The sequence below is a fragment of the Hathewaya massiliensis genome (assembly GCF_902143515.1).
GTDB lineage: Bacteria > Bacillota > Clostridia > Clostridiales > Clostridiaceae > Hathewaya > Hathewaya massiliensis.
Window position 1 is genome coordinate 1 of record NZ_CABFVD010000008.1, and the last position, 19,184, is coordinate 19,184.

Here is a 19,184-nt window from a genome sequence, read left to right on the forward strand (position 1 = left end):
CTGCTAAGGGGGCAACTGCAAGTAGCAATATTTATAGTATTGTTGAAACTGCCAAGGCTAATAATTTAGTTGTAGAAAGATACTTGGTTTATCTGTTTGATAATTTATCAAAGATAGATATAAAGGATAGCGAAAGTCTAGGGAATCTCATGCCTTGGTCTCATAAGATCCCTGAAAATATGAAAATTAAAGATAAGAAATAAAATTAATCCTAGTAAAGCTTTTATATTGCCTTACTAGGATATTTTAATACTATTTTTGAAATTATTAAAGGTGCTAAAACTTTGACGCTTACGTTTTATCAAGGAAAAGCTAGCTTTTTTGTTGTGCGAAAGTTGAGTTATGAACTTAAAGAAACTCCACCGATTTACATCGGTGGAGTATTCTATACTAATTAAATAAGAAATTTAAATTTCAATTTTAAAAATGAAACTCCTTCTCCTTACGTCGAATAAGTAAGTTCCACTAACTAAATCAAAGATTTAGAGTGTCAGCTATCTTAATAATTGAAGAACTCCTTGAGGTTGTTGGTTTGCTTGAGCAAGCATAGCTTGTGCAGCTTGAGCTAAGATATTGTTTTTAGAGAAGTTCATCATTTCTTTAGCCATGTCTACGTCTCTAATTCTTGATTCTGCTGCTTGCAAGTTTTCTGAAGAGTTATCTAAGTTAGCTATAGTATGTTCTAATCTGTTTTGATTAGCTCCAAGTTTCGCTCTTTCTTTNTATCTTAATAATTGAAGAACTCCTTGAGGTTGTTGGTTTGCTTGAGCAAGCATAGCTTGTGCAGCTTGAGCTAAGATATTGTTTTTAGAGAAGTTCATCATTTCTTTAGCCATGTCTACGTCTCTAATTCTTGATTCTGCTGCTTGTAAGTTTTCTGAAGAGTTATCTAAGTTAGCTATAGTATGCTCTAATCTGTTTTGGTTAGCTCCAAGTTTTGCTCTTTCTTTTGATACTGAGTCAATAGCATCATTAATTGTCTTTATCATTCCTGATATTGACCTAGCAGATTTAGATATATCAATCTTGTCTACTTTTAATGCAGAAGTATTCATAGTACCTATAGTTAATTCAATGTATTGTTTTTCGTTTGCTCCAATTTGGAAGACCATTGATTTAGCTGAACCATTTAAAAGGTTTTTAGTATTAAATTGTGTTTGGCTAGCTATTCTGTTTATTTCGCCTTGAAGTTCGCCAACTTCTTTTTGTAGATTAGCTCTATCTACGTTTACATTTGTATCGTTAGCTGATTGAACTGCTAATTCTCTCATTCTTTGTAGAATTGAGTGAGTTTCGTTTAAAGCACCTTCAGCTGTTTGGATTAATGAAATACCATCTTGAGCATTTCTTGAAGCTTGGTTTAATCCTCTAACTTGAGCTCTCATTTTTTCAGAAATTGCAAGTCCTGCAGCGTCATCTCCAGCTCTGTTAATTCTTAAACCTGAGCTTAATTTTTCCATAGACTTTCCTGATGCAGTTGTATTACCTGTCATCATTCTATGAGCGTTCATAGCATTCATATTGTGATTGATTATCATAATAAATACCCTCCTTGAATTTTACAGTAAACTTCCTTGCTTACCTATTTTTTATTATGTAAGATCTTCTTTTCAAACCTTACATTACTAATATCGCAATATAAAAAATAAACTTTATATTTTTTTATAATTTTTTTATGTTTTTTTAAATTTTTTTTGCATTGTTACAATGCTGTGATATATCCATCCTCCCTTTGCATAGGATACGGATATACTTCTCATTGTATCGAATGAGTAAGCGACTCACACAATTTTAGAAAACCGCTAAAATTGGTTCTATAATTAAAGAAACTCCACCAACTTACATCGGTGGAGTAATCCATACTAACTAAATGAAAAGTTTAATTTCTCAATTTTTAAAATGAAACTCCTTCTCTTTACGTCGAATGAGTAAGCGACTCACACAATTTTAGAAAATCGCTAAAATTGGTTCGCTGCTTATCTTAATAATTGAAGAACTCCTTGAGGTTGTTGGTTTGCTTGAGCAAGCATAGCTTGTGCAGCTTGAGCTAAGATATTGTTTTTAGAGAAGTTCATCATTTCTTTAGCCATGTCTACGTCTCTAATTCTTGATTCTGCTGCTTGCAAGTTTTCTGAAGAGTTATCTAAGTTAGCTATAGTATGTTCTAATCTGTTTTGATTAGCTCCAAGTTTCGCTCTTTCTTTTGACACTTTGTCAATAGCATCATTAATTGTCTTTATCATTCCTGATATTGACTTAGCAGTTTTGCCACTTCCTATATCAATACTGTTTACGCTTAATGCAGCAGTATTCATAGTACCTATAGTTAATTCAATGTATTGTTTTTCGTTTGCTCCAATTTGGAAGACCATTGATTTAGCTGAACCATTTAAAAGATTTTTAGTATTAAATTGTGTTTGGCTAGCTATTCTGTTTATCTCACTTTGAAGTTCTTTAACTTCTTTTTGTAGATTTTCTCTATCTACTTTTACATTTGTATCATTAGCTGATTGAACTGATAGCTCTCTCATTCTTTGTAAAATTGAGTGAGTTTCGTTTAAAGCACCTTCAGCTGTTTGAATTAATGAAATACCATCTTGAGCGTTTCTTGAAGCTTGATTTAATCCTCTGATTTGTCCTCTCATTTTTTCAGAGATTGCAAGTCCTGCAGCGTCATCTCCAGCTCTGTTAATTCTTAAACCTGAGCTTAATTTTTCCATAGACTTTCCTGATGCAGTTGTGTTACCTGTCATCATTCTATGAGCGTTCATAGCATTCATATTGTGATTGATTATCATAATAAATACCCTCCTTGAATTTTACGGCAAACTTCCTTGCTTGCCTAATCTTTTATTATGTAAGATATTATTTCTAAGTCTTACATTACTAATATCGCAGTATAAAAAATAAACTTTATAGGTTTTTAAAATTTTTTTATTTTTTAAAAAAAAGTTTTTCACCCTATTACAACGCTGTCATATGTGTATTTTTTTTGGTGGAAGTTACACTCTTTCCATATATAAATTAAGACCCCATGCTATCTAATCATGAGGTCTTTTTCAATATTTCAAAATCATTTATAAGTAAAAACTTTAAGTGCTTCTGGTGTTAAACTTTAGAAACCCTTATAAAATCTTTTTTAATTTTAATTTCACCTTTTTTAATCAATTCTTTTCCATATCCATTTAATATATCTACAGTACTATAGTAATCAAATATATCTATAACTCCAATACTATCTCCTGGTATACCTATATCCTTTGCTAGGGCTCCAACTATATCTCCTCTACGGACTTTATTCTTCTTTCCTCCGTTTATTTTAACTTTAATAACTTCAAAGGAAGGGCCTTCTTTTTTAATTATTTCTGTAGTTTTTCTAGGAATACACTTGCTTAATTCTTCTTTTGTTGGTGCCATGACTTTTGTTATTTTATGGTCTATAAATTCTTCTATTGCTCTTAAAAATTTTTCCTCATAAGGAGTTACAAAAGTTAGGGCTTCTCCTTTGCTGCCTGCCCTTCCTGTTCTTCCTATTCTATGGACATAAGCTTCTAATTCTAAGGGAATGTCATAGTTTATAACATGGGTAACACCACTTGCATCTATACCTCTTGCAGCTACATCTGTTGCCACTATAAACATATATTCCCCACTTTTAAATGCATTTAAAGCTTCTAGTCTATCTCTTTGTTCCATGTCACCATGTATCTGGCAAACGGAGTATTCATTACCTTTTAAATTAGAATAAAGTAATGCTACATTTTTCTTTGTTCTACAAAATATAATGCCCTGATTTATTTCTTTTATCTTAAATAAATCCTTTAATAAATCTATTTTTTTCTCTTCTTTAACTTCATAATAAACCTGATTTATATTATCTACAGTTAATTTTTCTGGATTTATTTCAATAATATCTGGACTTTTCATATGTTTTTTTGTAAGATTTTTTATTTCCTCAGAAAAAGTAGCTGAAAACATAAGCGTTTGTCTATTTTTAGGTAATAAATTTATAATTTCTTCTACCTGTTCTATAAAGCCCATATTTAACATTTCATCTGCTTCATCAATAACCAAATATGATATATTACTTATATCTAAGTTTCCCTTTTTAATATGATCCATGGTTCTTCCAGGAGTACCTACTACTATATGTACCCTTTGATTTAGTTCTCTTTCCTGAACCTTCATAGGTTGTTTTCCATATATAGCTGCTACTTTAATCTTTTTATATATTCCTAAATTTGTAATTTCTTCTTTTACTTGAACAGCAAGCTCTCTAGTAGGTGTTAAAATAAGAGCAGCTACCTTATTATTTTCTATATCAATATTTTCTATAATAGGAATAGCAAAAGCTGCAGTTTTTCCACTTCCTGTTTGTGCCTTTACTATTAGATCTTTTCCCTCTAATAATTTTGGTATTGTTTCCTCTTGAACCTTGGATGGGTTTTCATAACCCATATTTTCTATACTTTTTAATATCCTTTTATCTAAATTAAATTTGTAAAATCCATTCATAAATTTAAAAACCTCCTTAGCTACTTTATTTTACCCTTAATTCTACATAATTAAAAGCATTTTCACTAAGAAGGTTTTATATTTAAAAAGTTTTATATTTAAATACGCTAAAAAAAGTATAGTCCCTAGATAATAATTTATAAGTTTTAGCGAGAGTAAAAACTCCCACTAAAGCGTAGAACTCTGCTTATTGACTATAAAATCCCTGTCTTAAACTAAGAGTTTTCTTTATTTTAACTCCAATTATAGCTACCATAGATAATTTAATTAAATCAAAAACAATAAAAGGTAAAACTCCTAAGGTTAGTGCCTTTGTATAACTTATTTTAGCTACAAAAGAAAGTTGAATACTTCCTAATAAATAACTTAATATAAGTCCTAATAATCCCCCTAAAAATATATAAGTTACTTTATTATTTTTTTCGGTAAAATATCCTATGATTAATGCCATAAATGGAAAAGCCATTAAAAATCCTCCTGTAGGCCCAACTAACATTTGAATTCCACCCTTCATACCAGCAAAAACTGGTGCACCTATTGCCCCTAAAAGTATATAGAGAACTACAGATATAAAGCCTTTTTTAGGACCTAGCACAGTTCCAGCTAAGGCAACTCCAATTACTTGAAATGTAAAAGGAACCGGCTGTATTGGTATAGATATTTGAGCTAAAACTGCAATTATAGCTGCAAAAAGTGAACATAATATTATATCTCTTGTATTTAATTTCATTTTCAAACCCCCTTATTGTAAACTTACTTTTTTTATAGGTTTACATTTATTTTAATAAATCTATTTTTATTTGTCAAAGATTTTTTATAAACAAATTTATTGTAACTTATGGAATTAATTAAATTTAGAACATTTATATATAAAATATACTTTTTAGGAAATCCTATTATTTAAGAAAGTATTCTAATTTTAATACTCTATAATTCTTTCATATCTAGTAACATATGTTACAGATTATTCTATAACATATGTTATGATTAAATTATAATAAATATATTATCTATAACTATAAGGAGGATTTTTTTATGGAAAAAAAACATCTAATAAAAAATATAGATTTTGCTAAGGTTCTAACTATGGGTGATTTAGTGGATTATGAAGATGGAAGAGTTGTAAGCAGAACTCTAGCTCAAGGAAAAACCATGAGCCTTACTCTTTTTGCTTTTGATTCTGGTGAAGAGATAAGTTCTCACTCCTCTTCCGGTGATGCCATGGTATATATACTAGATGGTGAAGCTAAAATCACTGTGGGCAATGAAGATTTTTCTGTAAAATCAGGGGAAACTATTGTTATGCCTGCTGGCATTCCTCATGCATTACATGCTACAGAAAAATTTAAAATGCTTTTAGTTGTAGTTTTTAGTCTTTAAAATACTAATTTTAATCAATTTAATATTATAACTATAGCCTGTATAAAAACTATTAGCAGGCTATTTTTTATTAAGTATTATAAATATAAATATATATTTTAATAGTATAAATTATTATATTAAAGTGTTTGATTTTCATGTATAATTAAGTTAACATTTAGTTGTAAAACTATTAACATAAATTTAATATATTTTTATACATACGAGGTGGATATAATGAAAAATGGGGTAAAGAAAAGTTTCTCTCTTGGTAAATTATCAAGTAAAATTCTTTTATTAAGTCTTTTAAGTGCTTTTATAGTTTCTTTCGCGGTTGGATTAACTTCCCTTATAGTTTCTACTAAAATAGTAGAAACTAAGTCTAATAAAGCTTTAGATGCTTCAGTAAAAGAGCAAACTACTAATTTTGAAAATTTACTTCAATCAGGAAAGAATAATTCAAATATTCTTTCTCTAAATATTCAGGATACTTTTGATATTTCTAAAAAAAATGATCCTAAATATATTGAAGCTTATGTAAACTCAAAAAAAGCTTTAATGAAAACTCTAATTAGAAATGATAACTATGTGCATAATATGGTTATTATACTAAACCCTAAGGTCTTTGGAAAATCTTTTCCTGCAGGACTTTCTAAACTTAACAACGCTATTAACAACATGGATTTAAAAGAAAGGTATAATATGTCTGAGAGTAATCCTGATCATAAATGGTTTTTTGATTGTTTAGATCATAAGGAAGCTCTTTGGTATGCTCCTTATGTAGATAAGCAGACAAATGAAAGCATAATTTCATATGTTACTCCTGTATTTATAGACAATATACCTATTGGTATAGTGTGCACAGATATCTTCTTTAGTGAGTTAAAAGAGAATATTGTAAATGCTGCTCCTTTAGCCAAGGGAAGTTATGCAATTTTAGACCAAAACTATAACTTTATCGTCCATAAAACTTTTGATGAAAAGACCAATATAGAAACCCTTTTAGGAGATAAATTTTCTAACTTTAAAAAAGATATAAAAGAAAATAAAAAAGGCTCCTTAGAATATACCTACAAAAGTGAAAAAAACTTTTGTAACTATAATAGATTAGAAAATAGATGGATTGTGGTTTCTTTAGAAAAATCTAAAGATATATTTAATGATATATCCACTTTAAGAAATGTGATTTTCTTTATAATACTAGTGGGAATTATTTTTTCTAGCATAATATCCATAATATTTGGTAAAAAGTTATCTAAATCTATAATGAAGGTTACAGAAATTGTAGATAAAACTTCTAATTTAGATTTATCAGAAGATAAAAGTTATAATTTTCTCCTTAAGAAAAAAGATGAAACTGGAGACATTGCAAGATCTATTCATAACTTAAGGACTAAATTGAAAGATATAGTTGTAAATTTAACCACTAGTTCCTCCTCCACATATGAACTCTCAGAAAGTTTATCTTCTGTCTGTTCAGATTTAGTTCAATCTATGGAATCTATTTCATCAACAACTAATGAACTTGCAAATGGTGTTTCAACTCAGGCAGAAGAAGCTCAAAGGTCTAATGAAAATCTGCTACTTCTAAATGATGAGATAGATATTATGATTAAAGATGGTACTCTCGCAAAAGAAAAGGCAGATGAGATGAATTCCAATAGTTCGGAAGGCATGAAAAGCATTGAAGATCTATTAGTAAAAATGAATAACAATGTAGATGCAACCTTAAAGATGCGTACTAATATAGATAATCTATATGAAAAATCTGAGTTCATAGTTGAAATATTAAATACAATTGAAGCTATAGCATCCCAAACAAACCTTCTTGCACTTAATGCAGCCATAGAAGCTGCTAGGGCCGGAGAAGCTGGCCGTGGTTTTGCTGTAGTTGCAGAAGAAATAAGAAAACTTTCAGAAGGAACATCTAATGCAACAAAAGAAATAGGACAATTATTAGGGGATATTCAATTAGAGGTAAATAACTCTAGAGACAATATGAACTTAGCACAAGAAACAAATAATGAAGCTAAAACTTCTGCTGATTCCTTAAAAAATGTCTTTACAGGTATTAATGAAAGCATAGGTATAGCCTTAAAGTCTGTAGAAAGCTTACTTCAAAGTATGGATAAAATTGACTCTGATAAAGAAAAGGTTTTAGAAAGCCTTCAAAATATGTCTGCAATTTCAGAAGAATCCTCTGCAGCTACAGAAGAAGTATCTGCAACTATGACAGAAGAATTGTCTGAAATTCAAAAGGTTTCTCAGTCCTCTGAAGAATTAGAGACTCTTGTAAATAAGTTAAACACTATAATAAAAGAATTTAAAATTTAGAACATATTTTTAAATATAAAAAGTAAGGTATTATTTTAAAATTTTACCTTACTTCTTTATATTAAGACTTTATATTAAGACTTTATATATAAATCATATGAACTTATTATAATATTCATGTGAAGAAATTTAATTATTAAAAAACCTCTGTTCATAGAAGAACCTATACAATAAAACCTACTTTTCCCTGTGTTTTCTTACATATTCTTCAAAGTTCCATCTCTTTAAAAATTCATCTGCTTCTTTATACCCAGAATCAAATAATTCTTTCTTCTTTTTATTGCTAAGATTAAAATCTATGGCGCTTACCCCTAAAGTAGGAATGGATATGGTCCTCTCCTTATCTTCTTCGCTTAAAAGAACCTCATCATAACACCCTATAGTAGTATCTATTACATCTAAAGCATATGAAAAAAAAATTATTTTTAAATTTACTAAATAGATGCTTTTTTTCAGGTTTTTCAAATTTAAAACCTATGGTTGGCCACTTAGGTCTTCCTTTAACATCAAATATCCATATAGGATAATTACTTGTTATACCCCCATCTACTATAAAACATTGTTTTCCCATATAATTAAGTTTAACTGGTTCAAAGAAAAAAGGAATACTAATACTCATTGTAACAGCCTTAGCTATTTCAAATTCCATAGGATCTATGCCATACTTTTTTATATCATTAGGCAAAATCAGTAATTCTTTATTAGTTACATCTGACGCTATAACCTTTAATTTAAATTCCCCATCCTTATACATATCTTTAAACTTTGTCTTACCCTTATGTTTATATAAAGACTTAAGATATTCTTCTATATCCCCAGTTCCAAAAACACCTTTTTTCATAAGTATTCTTAAGTTTTTACCAAAAATTTTACCTTTTTTAATAGAATCTTCCCCTTTAAACTCAGTAAAATCTAAATCATACATTAATTTTTCCATTTCAACCCCTGTATAACCTACAGCTATAAGTGAAGATATAAAGGCTCCTACGGAAGTTCCTGCAACCCTTTTCCACTGCACTTTAGACTCTTCTAGCCTGCAAATAGCACCAACTAATCCAATCCCCTTTACTCCTCCACCTTGAAATACTCCATCTATTTTCAAATAAATCTTCCTCTAAAATTAGTATACATTTTAGATATATGAATAATAAAAGAAAAATATGTAATTGTTTATCTAGTTCAGCCTTCCTATTCCTTATACTTTTTAAAAATAAAAGGAATAGAACATATCATCATAAAAAAACTTGGTTACATTAACCTTTGTAACCAAGTTCTCTTGAAATTATACGAGCATACTCTATAAGATATGGAGCAAATTTCTCTACTTTATCCTCAGTAAAACTTAAAATAGAACCCGAAACACTAATAGCTCCACAGATGTTTCCATTATAATTCTTTAAAACTGCACCTATACATCTTAATCCCTGTTCATTTTCTTGCTCATCTATAGCATAACCTTTTAGTTTAACTTCCTCTAAATGTTCTTTCATCTGCCCTAAATCTACTATGGTTTTTTCTGTTAATTTTCTAACATCACTTTCATTCCATAGTTTATCTAACTCTTCTTTAGTCATATTAGACATCATAGCTTTTCCTACAGCTGTAGAATAGATTGGCATCCTCTTTCCTATTCTTGAATACATTCTAATAGTCTTTTGAGGCTCTACTTTTGATACATAAACTATTTCAGACCTTTCCCTTACGACTAAGTGAACAACTTCTTCAGTTCTTTCCATAAGTTCCTTTAAATAAGGCTCAGCTACTGAAACTAAGTTCATTTGTTCTACTCTTTTATTTCCCAGTTCAAATAATTTTAAAGTAAGTCCATACTTATTTGTGCTTGAGTCTTGCATAACATATCCTTTGTATATAAGGGTATTTAATAATCTATGTACTGTACTCTTGTGTAAATTTACTTTTTCACTTATATCTGTAATGCCAAGTCCCTCTTCATAATCAGATAAAACTTCTATAATAGAAAGAGTTCTATCCACTGATTGAACAATTTCTTGCATGTAAAGATTATCTCCCTTCAAATTAAATTTAGTAACTAAATTTAATCTTATCATATAATTGTAAATTAGTGAATATGTTCAGTTCTATTTCTCTTCAGGATTTTTTCCAAAGTATTGATAATAATAACATTTTAACCTTCCATTATAAAGCTTCCTATTTTTATCAGACTTTCTTCCAAAACATTTTTCAAAGTTATCATTAGATGTTATAACAAAGTAAGACCACTCATTAAGACTTCTATATACTTCTCCCATAACTTTATATAATTCTTCCGCTTCCTTTGATTCACCTAATCTTTCACCATAAGGAGGATTTGTTATAATAACTCCAAATTTCTTTTTACTTGAAAATTCTTTAACATCTAACTTTTGAAAGTTTATATATTCTTCAACTCCTGCTTTTTTAGCATTAGCCATAGCTGTTCTTAGAACTCTTAAATTGATATCTGATGCTAGAATTTTAAATTCTTTTTTATTAATAGAATTTCTAGCATGACGTCTTATATCTTCCCATAAATCCTTAGGTATTATACCCCAGTTTTCAGATACAAAATTTCTATTCAGTCCTGGTGCAATGTTTTTAGCAATCATAGCTGCTTCTATAGCTATTGTTCCTGAACCACAAAAAGTATCGGCAAGTATTCTAGAATCATCCCAATTACTTAAAAGTACTAATGCTGCTGCTAAGGTTTCTTTCATGGGAGCTTCTCCTGAATTTTCCCTATACCCTCTCTTATGTAAACCTTGACCTGAAGTGTCTAAGATTAGGGTTACTATATCTTTTAAAATCCCTACTTCTATCTTATACTCCGCACCATCTTCTGGAAATTGTTCTACATTATATTTTTCCTTCATAGCTTCAACTACAGCTTTTTTAACTATAGATTGACAGTCAGGTACACTAAAAAGTTTTGATTTAACCGATTTTCCCGTAACATGCATAAAGCCATCTATAGGAATTATATCACCCCAATTTATTTTTAAAGTCCCCTGGAAAAGTTCTTCAAAACTTTCTGCCTTAAATTCTCCCATTTTTATTAAAACTCTATCTGCAGTTCTAAGCCACATATTACAAGTTACTATATCCATCTCGTCACCTTCAAAAGTGACTTTACCATTTTCTACCTTTAAATCTTCATAGCCTAATTCTCTAAGTTCATCTGCTACAACCTTTTCAAGTCCAAAAGTAGATGTTGCAATTAATGTATATTCCATTATCTCTTCTCCTATTTTCATAAATAAATTTTTATATTTATATTTTACCATTAAAGAAAAAAATATAAACAATTAAATTTAAATCTTTTAACAACTAAATTTAAATCCTCTAGTTAAAATGGCTCTTGAAGAATCAATTATATAGCTAAAGGTACCAAAGTAAAACTTAGACTTCTAAATTTTACTAGGTACCTTTATATTATATTATAAATTACATTATGAAAAATTTAAGTAGAAAAACTAAACCTACTATTACTGTAGGAAGAGTAATTTCTTTATATTTCCCAGAAAATAACTTTAATAATATATAAGAAATAACTCCAAATACTATACCATCTGATATGCTGTATGTAAAAGGCATCATTATTATAGTTAAAAAAGCTGGTATTGCTTCTGTATAATCTGTAAGATCTATTTCTTTTATTGGTTCTATCATAAATAATCCTACTAAAATTAAAGCTGACGAAGTAACTGCTGGTGTTATAGAAGCAAATATTGGTGCAAAGAAAAGTGCTAAAAAGAACATTACTGCTGTAGATACCGCAGTTAACCCAGTTCTTCCGCCCTCAGCAACTCCTGAGGCACTTTCTACAAAGGTACTTACAGTACTTGTGCCTAAGCAAGCTCCTAAGGTTGTTCCAACTGCATCAGCAAATAAAGCTTTTTTCATATTAGGTACTTTCCCATTCTCGTCTAACATCTTTGCCTTTGTAGTTACCCCAACTAAAGTTCCTATGGTATCAAACATATCCATAAATAAAAGTGTAAATAAGGCAATTGCCATATCTACAGTAAATATGTTATGCCATTGGAATTTAAAAAATACAGAAGATACAGAAGGTGGCATACTAATTATCCCACTTGGTAGTGGAGTTACCCCCATTGGAATTCCTATAATCGATGTTATAATCATTCCTATAAATAAAGCCCCTCTTACATTTCTTGAAACTAATACTCCTGTAATTACAAGCCCTATTATGGCTAAAAGTCCCGAACCACTTGTTATGTTTCCAAGTGCTATTAAAACTCCTCCATCCTTAGGATGAAGCACAATTCCAGCTCCTTCAAGACCAATAAGTGCTATAAAAAGCCCAATCCCTACTGAAATTGCTTTTTTTATATTAAGTGGGATAGCATCCACTATAGCTTCCCTAACATTTAAAACTGTAAGTGCTATAAATATAAGTCCTTCTAATAAAACTGCAGTTAAGGCAAACTCATAGGAATATCCCATAATCTTCACAATGGTGAAAGCAAAAAAGGCGTTAAGTCCCATGCCTGGTGCCTGTGCAAAAGGAAGTTTTGCATAAAGTCCCATAATTAAAGTTGAAATTACAGCTGATATTGCTGTAGCTGTAAAAACAGCACCAGGATCCATTCCCGCCTGAGAAAGTATAGAAGGATTTACTATCAATATATAAGCCATGGTCATAAAAGTAGTAATACCTGCTAAAATTTCTGTTTTAACATTCGTGTTATTTTCCTTTAGTTTAAAAAATTTTTCCATGTAACTCCTCTTTTCTTTAGTTTTTTCGACTCACTATACTATAATAATACATTTTAAAATTTTTTCAATAGAAATTACGAATATTTTTTTATTTTTTTAGTGTAAAGTTTGCCTTAGTTTAGAAGTCATTATCCAGGAACATGACCATTTTTTTCTATAACCTTAAAGAATATGGTAGTATTAGGTCTGATAATCCTCTAATCATCGGATAAAAATAAGAAATTTTTTGTGTATTCTTCTTTACTTGGGTCTTGTGATAGCAATCGTATAAAAATAAAAAACCATGTATAAAGAATATATTCTATGCAACTGTTTGTTGCTCCTTTATACATGGTCCTTATATTATTTACATATTACTATCATCAACTGAGTTTAACCATGCTTTTGCAGGTTCTACTACACTTTGAATACATCCATCCTCAAATGGATTATTTAAATTACCAAGTTCAACAATTTCTAAGAAGGACTTGCTTCCTCCAACCTTACATATTTTTAAATAATCTTCCCAAGCTTTTTCTCTGTTTTCCATTGTTTTAACCCAAAATTGTAATGCACAAACTTGTGCTAGGGTATAATCTATATAATAAAATGGTGTTTGGAAAATATGGCTTTGTCTAAACCAATATCCTCCTCTATTTAGGAATTCATTATCTTCGTAATCTCTGCTTGGTAAATATTTTTTCTCAATTTCTCTCCAAGCCTTTTTTCTTTCCTCTGGTGTAGCTTCAGGATTTTCATATACAAAGTGTTGGAACTCATCTACTGTAACTCCATAAGGTATAAAAGTTAAGGCACTAGCTAAATGAGTAAATTTATATTTAGCCTCATCTTCTTTAAAGAATAACTTCATCCAAGGCCAAGTTATAAATTCCATACTCATGGAATGAATTTCAGCAGATTCACTAGTTGGGAAACCATATTCAACTACTCCTAAATCCCTGCTTTCATAAGCTTGAAACGCATGTCCAGCCTCATGAGTTAATATATCTATATCACCTGAAGTTCCATTAAAATTAGCAAATATAAATGGAGATTTAAACTTAGGTATAAATTCACAATATCCTCCACCCATTTTTCCTTTTTTACTTAGAAGATCCATAAGTTCATGTTCTATCATATAGTTAAAATATTCATGAGTTTCTGGGGATAACTCTTTATACATTTGCTTTCCATTTTCTATTATCCAATTTGAATCTCCCTTTGGAGTTGCATTTCCACTTAAAAATTCTAAAGGTTCATCATAGTATTTTAATTCTGTAAGTCCTAATCTCTTAGTTTGTCTCCTCTTTAATTCCTCTGAAACTGGCACTATAAACTCTAGAACTTGTTTTCTATAGTTAGCTACCATTTCTGCATTATAATCAAGTCTCATCATTCTTATATAGCCAAGCTCTATATAGCTTTTAAATCCTAACTTCTGAGCTATTTTATGTCTTACTTTAACTAATTTATCATATATATTATCAATTTTAGATTCATTTTCTATATAGAAAGAAGAGGATGCTTCGTATGCTCTCTTTCTCATGTTTCTATCTTTAGATTGAATAAAAGGTCCTAATTGTGATAAATTTCTCTCTTCACCTTCAAACATTATTTTAGCTGAAGCCATAAGACTGTCATATTCACTAACTAGTTTATTTTCTTCTTTTAGATCCTCTAATATCTCAGGTTTAAAAGCTTTTAAGCTATTTTCAGCTATTCTAAATAACTGTTTTCCCCATTTTTCCTCTAGTCCTTCTTTAAATTTAGAATTTACTAAAGCTCTATAATAATCAGATACTATTCCTTCATAAACAGGCATATTTTCATCCATGAAATCCTTTTCTTTTTCATAGAATTCATCCTTTGTATTTATAGAATTTCTAATGCTAACTAATTGAGCCATTGAATCTACATGACTTCTTAAAGTATTTATATCTTCCATAATACTGTTTTGTTCTTCTAGGGAATTAGCTTCTTCAAAATTTGTAATTAATCCTCTAAATTCATTTTCCACTTTTTCCATATCTGGTCTCTCATACTTATAATCTTTAAACTTTGTCATTTTTAGTTCCTCCTTCTATGATTCTTACTATATTTTATCATATTTTATATAAAAGTAATTTAGATTTTCTAAATAATTTAAAAATTTAAATTAATATTTGAAATTTTCTTGATTAATTTTATTATATATAGTAATATATAGTTAATATTTAAAATTCGTTGATAAGGAAGAGTAACTAAAAATTTACCATATACAGAGAGTTGGGTTAGCTGAGAACCAACAATGATGTTTTTAGTGAATGGACCTTTTAGAAGTAAGCCGAAAGCTTTTGCAAGTAGTCCTTACCGGAAGCCTACCGTTAAAAAGGACGGAGCATGTTGGTGCTCTTGTATGAGATGTATTATACTAATCCATTAGGATTTTTATAATACAATTTAGGTGGTACCGCGAATTCAAACTTCGCCCTAATTTTAGGGTGAAGTTTTTTTATTTTATAATTACGAAAGGAGGGGTTAAAGTGATGTGAAATGATGATATTTTAGGTGAATGGTATAAAAATATATTAAATTTAAAGGAGAAATGTAATTATGAAACCATCATTAAATGTAAAAAAATTAACTTCAATATCAATACTTTTAGCACTAGGAGTAGTTTTTCACTTTATAGTTCCCCCTCTATTTATGGGAGTTAAACCTGACTTTTTATTAGTTACTATGTTTCTTTCTATGATGCTTACAGACACTTACAAAGAAGCCTTAAGTGTATTTATAGTTTCTGGCATATTATCAGCATTAACAACTGGATTTCCTGGTGGACAACTTCCTAATGTTATAGATAAATTAATAACTGGTAATGTTATTTTCTTAATTCATAAAAATTTACATGGAGATAATATATTTAAAAATATACTAATGTTCTTTCTAGGTACTATAATAAGTGGAGCTACTTTTTTAGGTTCTGCATCCATTTTAGTTGGACTTCCAACTTCTTATACTGCCTTACTTTTAACTGTAGTGCTACCAACTTCACTTATTAATACTTTCTTAGGAGTTTTCTTGTATAAAATTATACTTACTAAAACTCCAGTTTTTAAAGAAATTAAATCTAAAAATATAGAACCACAAAATATTTAAGGAATCTATTCCTATGAGTAAACCACAAAAGTTGTAAGCATATTTTCAATATACAATATGAATTTTTACTCAATTGCCCTATATACTATAACATGAAAACATGAGACAACTTTTTGTGGGAAAATAAAAGTACTAGTGGATAATTCAGATATTAGAATTACCCATAGTACTTTTATTTTCTATACTTAAATTAGGCTTTGTTAGACACTTTTGTCCATATCAATATTTTCTTCTGACACAGTATTATATTAATAACTTATTTAAGCTCTAATAATTTTCTTTTCCCATTGCCCTTTTCTATACATCATATAGCCGTATATACATATTATAAGATTACTAAATGACATGGAAAACCATATTCCTGTAGAACCTACATTAGTAAAATATTTAAATATTAATATCATAGGAAGTCTTACAGCCCAAAGTCTTCCTATTTCCATTGCCATAGAATATTTTGTGTGTCCTGAACCTTGAAACACACCTTGTAGTACACTAAATATGCCCATGAGTGGAAGTGATGCACAGGTAAATCTTAAATAAATTATGCCCTCACTTATAACTTTTAAATCATCCTTAGATTGCATAAAAAAGTTAATTACCGGATTCTCAAGTAAAACTAAAATTAGTGCTCCAACTATAGAAAAAGCAATGGTTAGTTTTAAAGATTTCACAAAACCTTCTTTTACTCTGTGCATCTGATCTGATCCTAAATTTTGACCAATAATAGAAGTTAAAGCTGCTCCCACTCCCATTGCAGGTTGCATTATAAGAGATGTAATTCTATTTACCATACCAAAAGCAGCTATGGTAGCCGTACCGTAAGATGCTATAAAGCCATTAAGAACCATAAATCCAAGAGCTGATCCAGATTGTCCCACCGAGGAAGGTAAGGCTATTTTTATAATCCTCTTTATAATAAAAGGATCAAATTTAAAATTTTTAAAGTTTGGTCTAATATGACTTTTAGGATTCATAATTATAATAAAAGCTATGATTGAAAGAATTGCTTTTGCAATTAGGGTAGCTATAGCAGCACCAGCTATACCCATATTAAAGGTAAATATGAACAATGGGTCTAATACTATATTCAAAACTGCACTTATAGCACTAAGTATAGTTGGCATCAATGTGTTTCCCTGAGCATTTAAAATTGAATTAAAATTAAAGGCAAAAAACATAAACGGTGTATCTAAAAAAGTAATACTAAGATATATAATACTATATTTTTCAAGGTCCCCACTTGCCCCCATGAGTCTTACAACTGTAGGAGTTATAAGATATCCTATAATAGAAAATGCTATGGCACATATAAAGGATATCACGATGAGCTGAGTTGCATATTTACTAGCTTTCTCTTCTTTATTAGCGCCTATTAGCTGAGATAAAATAGATGTACCTGCAATGGAAAGTCCTATTCCAATAGATATAAACAAAAAGTTTACAGGCCAAACAAAAGCTGTAGCTGCAAATTGCACAGAACCTAATTTACTTACCCATACTCCATCAGCTAAATTATATAAAGTTTGAATTAAGTTATTAATCATAATAGGTATAGATAGTGTAATGATTACCTTATACATATCCCCTTTTAATATAAGGTTCTTTCGTTCTTGTAAATCCATAAAATTTCCCCCTATAATATATTTCGAAACTCTAAGTAATATTATATCATTAAGTTTTCATGTTGAAAATAGCAACTTACTAAAAATGCAATTTAATATTGATTTATATTTAAATATAGTTTATACTTTAATTGATAATGATTATCAATATTATGTAGTGTTTTAATGAAGGAGGTACTATTATGATAAATGATATTTTTAAAATTATATTAAAATGTGCAGAGGATGCCTTTCTTCAAGTAGGTGTATTTGTAGGGGCAGTATTAATTATTTTTGGATATTTGGATTATAGAAAAAGTGGAAAACTAATACAAGGAATTGAAAATAGTAAAAGATTTCAACCTGCTATAGGTGCTTTTTTAGGACTTACTCCTGGTTGTGGTGGTGCAATTTTAGTAATGCCTCTTTTTATAAAAGGTAATGTTAGTTTCGGTACCGTTATTGCAACTTTAATTGCTACCATGGGTGACTCAGCTTTTGTATTAATGACATCTTCTATAAAGCATTATTTTTTAGTTAGTATTATTTCTTTTATAATAGCCATATTTGTTGGGTACTTAGTAGATTATTTGAAATTGGAACAAAAGTTAAATTTAAGAGTAAACATTGAAAACTCTAAAAGAAACTCTTCCCACAATGGATTAGAACATATAGAAACAGAATTTCAACTTGCTCAATGTAAAAATTGTAATAGCAATACAGAAACCGCATTGCATATAGGTCACTCTGAGGGGGATTATGTAGATATAGCTCTTCATCATCAAAATAAAAAGAGAACTCCTTTGATGAAATGGGCACATAGCTTTACTCATGGCACTGGATATAAAATTTTCTGGCTGTTCACAGCTATTGGTTTAGTTCTTGGTATTGCTCTCCTAGGTCAAATAAATGTTAATACTGATATGTGGATTCCTAATCTAGGCACTGTAATAGGAATCGGTGGAACTATCTTTTCTATATTTTATATGATTATTAATAACAAATTTCTTGGAGATGACACTCATGAGGAAACTGAAAGTAAAATACTTTCCTTAAAAGAAACCTTTATTCACAATGCTAGTGAAACTGCCTTTGTTAATACTTGGGTTTTTGTAGCATATGTTATTTATGCAATTTCTGTATATTTTATGGGCGGAGAAGCTATTGTTGCAAACTGGCTTACTGCTACAGGCTTTATATCAATCATAGTAGGAGCTGCAATAGGTTTAATTCCTGGTTGTGGTCCTCAAATAATTTTTGTAACTTTATTTACAAAGGGCTTTGTACCCTTTGCAGCTCTACTTTCTAATGCTATATCACAAGATGGAGATGCTCTTTTCCCTCTTATAGCTATGGATAAAAAATCTTCACTTTGGGCTACCATTATAACTACTATCCCTGCCTTATTATTTGGCACAATATTTTATTTTATAGAAATTAAATTTTTTAGGTAATAATTTGATTAGAGAAAAGTTAGATATTTAAAATCAATATATAAAAACAAGGTATGGAATAAAACTA

The 19,184-nt window shown here is 29.6% G+C and carries 15 protein-coding genes, 2 pseudogenes and 1 other annotated feature; of the genes and pseudogenes, 5 read left to right on the forward strand and 12 right to left on the reverse strand.

Annotation, left to right across the window (positions count from 1 at the left end):
• A partial coding sequence (locus FNZ64_RS13290; protein WP_142415498.1) for a transposase domain-containing protein occupies positions 1-203 on the forward strand: 203 nt, incomplete at its 5' end.
• Between the two features lie 291 nt (positions 204-494).
• Here FNZ64_RS13290 and FNZ64_RS15085 read toward each other — a convergent pair.
• From FNZ64_RS15085 to FNZ64_RS13315, 5 genes and pseudogenes are all read right to left on the reverse strand, one after another.
• Positions 495-719 (reverse strand): annotated as a pseudogene (locus tag FNZ64_RS15085) (flagellin); the annotation flags it as partial.
• A gap of 6 nt (positions 720-725) precedes the next feature.
• Positions 726-1,538: pseudogene (locus FNZ64_RS13300) on the reverse strand (flagellin N-terminal helical domain-containing protein); the annotation flags it as partial.
• A 438-nt stretch (positions 1,539-1,976) separates the two neighbouring features.
• Positions 1,977-2,798, reverse strand: coding sequence for a flagellin N-terminal helical domain-containing protein (locus FNZ64_RS13305; protein ID WP_142415499.1), 822 nt, complete (start codon positions 2,796-2,798; stop codon positions 1,977-1,979).
• A 310-nt stretch (positions 2,799-3,108) separates the two neighbouring features.
• Positions 3,109-4,515: a DEAD/DEAH box helicase gene (locus FNZ64_RS13310; protein ID WP_142415500.1), complete on the reverse strand. Its 1,407-nt coding sequence runs from the start codon at positions 4,513-4,515 to the stop codon at positions 3,109-3,111.
• A 187-nt stretch (positions 4,516-4,702) separates the two neighbouring features.
• On the reverse strand, positions 4,703-5,245 hold the full coding sequence (locus tag FNZ64_RS13315; RefSeq protein WP_142415501.1) for a biotin transporter BioY: 543 nt from the start codon (positions 5,243-5,245) through the stop codon (positions 4,703-4,705).
• 305 nt (positions 5,246-5,550) lie between these two features.
• Between FNZ64_RS13315 and FNZ64_RS13320 the strand changes: the two genes are divergently transcribed.
• The gene (locus tag FNZ64_RS13320; protein WP_142415502.1) at positions 5,551-5,895 is read left to right on the forward strand and encodes a cupin domain-containing protein; all 345 of its coding nucleotides are present in this window, start codon (positions 5,551-5,553) and stop codon (positions 5,893-5,895) included.
• Between the two features lie 216 nt (positions 5,896-6,111).
• Positions 6,112-8,208 carry a methyl-accepting chemotaxis protein gene (locus FNZ64_RS13325; protein ID WP_142415503.1) on the forward strand — a complete coding sequence of 699 codons (2,097 nt, stop codon included), beginning with the start codon at positions 6,112-6,114 and terminating at the stop codon, positions 8,206-8,208.
• 177 nt (positions 8,209-8,385) lie between these two features.
• On the opposite strand, the gene FNZ64_RS14975 is transcribed toward FNZ64_RS13325, so the two are convergent.
• The 6 genes from FNZ64_RS14975 to FNZ64_RS13350 all read right to left on the reverse strand — a co-directional run bounded on the left by FNZ64_RS14975 (position 8,386) and on the right by FNZ64_RS13350 (position 14,989).
• Positions 8,386-8,673 (reverse strand): hypothetical protein, encoded by a 288-nt coding sequence (locus FNZ64_RS14975; protein ID WP_243129287.1) that lies wholly within the window; start codon positions 8,671-8,673, stop codon positions 8,386-8,388.
• Complete coding sequence (locus tag FNZ64_RS13330; RefSeq protein ID WP_243129288.1) at positions 8,576-9,310, reverse strand: patatin-like phospholipase family protein; 735 nt, start codon at positions 9,308-9,310, stop codon at positions 8,576-8,578. The genes FNZ64_RS14975 and FNZ64_RS13330 overlap by 98 nt, the downstream gene beginning before the upstream one ends.
• A 151-nt stretch (positions 9,311-9,461) precedes the next feature.
• Positions 9,462-10,277, reverse strand: coding sequence for an IclR family transcriptional regulator (locus FNZ64_RS13335; RefSeq protein WP_341472639.1), 816 nt, complete (start codon positions 10,275-10,277; stop codon positions 9,462-9,464).
• Positions 10,278-10,307: 30 nt separating this feature from the next.
• On the reverse strand, positions 10,308-11,438 hold the full coding sequence (locus FNZ64_RS13340) for a THUMP domain-containing class I SAM-dependent RNA methyltransferase (protein WP_142415505.1): 1,131 nt from the start codon (positions 11,436-11,438) through the stop codon (positions 10,308-10,310).
• Between the two features lie 211 nt (positions 11,439-11,649).
• A complete protein-coding gene (locus FNZ64_RS13345) occupies positions 11,650-12,945 on the reverse strand; it encodes an NCS2 family permease (RefSeq protein WP_142415506.1) in 1,296 nt (431 codons plus the stop codon).
• Positions 12,946-13,291: 346 nt separating this feature from the next.
• Positions 13,292-14,989, reverse strand: a complete 1,698-nt coding sequence (locus tag FNZ64_RS13350) for a M3 family oligoendopeptidase (RefSeq protein ID WP_142415507.1) — start codon at positions 14,987-14,989, stop codon at positions 13,292-13,294.
• 149 nt (positions 14,990-15,138) lie between these two features.
• Positions 15,139-15,399, forward strand: a binding site (T-box leader).
• 117 nt (positions 15,400-15,516) lie between these two features.
• On the opposite strand from FNZ64_RS13350, the gene FNZ64_RS13355 reads away from it, so the two are divergent.
• On the forward strand, positions 15,517-16,062 hold the full coding sequence (locus FNZ64_RS13355; RefSeq protein ID WP_142415508.1) for a tryptophan transporter: 546 nt from the start codon (positions 15,517-15,519) through the stop codon (positions 16,060-16,062).
• Positions 16,063-16,322: 260 nt separating this feature from the next.
• On the opposite strand, the gene FNZ64_RS13360 is transcribed toward FNZ64_RS13355, so the two are convergent.
• On the reverse strand, positions 16,323-17,684 hold the full coding sequence (locus tag FNZ64_RS13360) for an MATE family efflux transporter (RefSeq protein WP_142415509.1): 1,362 nt from the start codon (positions 17,682-17,684) through the stop codon (positions 16,323-16,325).
• Positions 17,685-17,866: 182 nt separating this feature from the next.
• On the opposite strand from FNZ64_RS13360, the gene FNZ64_RS13365 reads away from it, so the two are divergent.
• On the forward strand, positions 17,867-19,117 hold the full coding sequence (locus FNZ64_RS13365) for a putative manganese transporter (protein WP_142415510.1): 1,251 nt from the start codon (positions 17,867-17,869) through the stop codon (positions 19,115-19,117).
• Positions 19,118-19,184 lie beyond the last annotated feature (67 nt).

Coding starts and splice junctions, on each gene's coding strand:
- FNZ64_RS13340 (WP_142415505.1), bottom strand. CDS start 11,438: ATGGAATATACATTAATTGCAACATCTACTTTTGGACTTGAAAAGGTT.
- FNZ64_RS13350 (WP_142415507.1), bottom strand. CDS start 14,989: ATGACAAAGTTTAAAGATTATAAGTATGAGAGACCAGATATGGAAAAA.
- FNZ64_RS13345 (WP_142415506.1), bottom strand. CDS start 12,945: ATGGAAAAATTTTTTAAACTAAAGGAAAATAACACGAATGTTAAAACA.
- FNZ64_RS13320 (WP_142415502.1), top strand. CDS start 5,551: ATGGAAAAAAAACATCTAATAAAAAATATAGATTTTGCTAAGGTTCTA.
- FNZ64_RS13315 (WP_142415501.1), bottom strand. CDS start 5,245: ATGAAATTAAATACAAGAGATATAATATTATGTTCACTTTTTGCAGCT.
- FNZ64_RS13305 (WP_142415499.1), bottom strand. CDS start 2,798: ATGATAATCAATCACAATATGAATGCTATGAACGCTCATAGAATGATG.
- FNZ64_RS13325 (WP_142415503.1), top strand. CDS start 6,112: ATGAAAAATGGGGTAAAGAAAAGTTTCTCTCTTGGTAAATTATCAAGT.
- FNZ64_RS13335 (WP_341472639.1), bottom strand. CDS start 10,277: ATGATAAGATTAAATTTAGTTACTAAATTTAATTTGAAGGGAGATAAT.
- FNZ64_RS13310 (WP_142415500.1), bottom strand. CDS start 4,515: ATGAATGGATTTTACAAATTTAATTTAGATAAAAGGATATTAAAAAGT.
- FNZ64_RS13355 (WP_142415508.1), top strand. CDS start 15,517: ATGAAACCATCATTAAATGTAAAAAAATTAACTTCAATATCAATACTT.
- FNZ64_RS13365 (WP_142415510.1), top strand. CDS start 17,867: ATGATAAATGATATTTTTAAAATTATATTAAAATGTGCAGAGGATGCC.
- FNZ64_RS13360 (WP_142415509.1), bottom strand. CDS start 17,684: ATGGATTTACAAGAACGAAAGAACCTTATATTAAAAGGGGATATGTAT.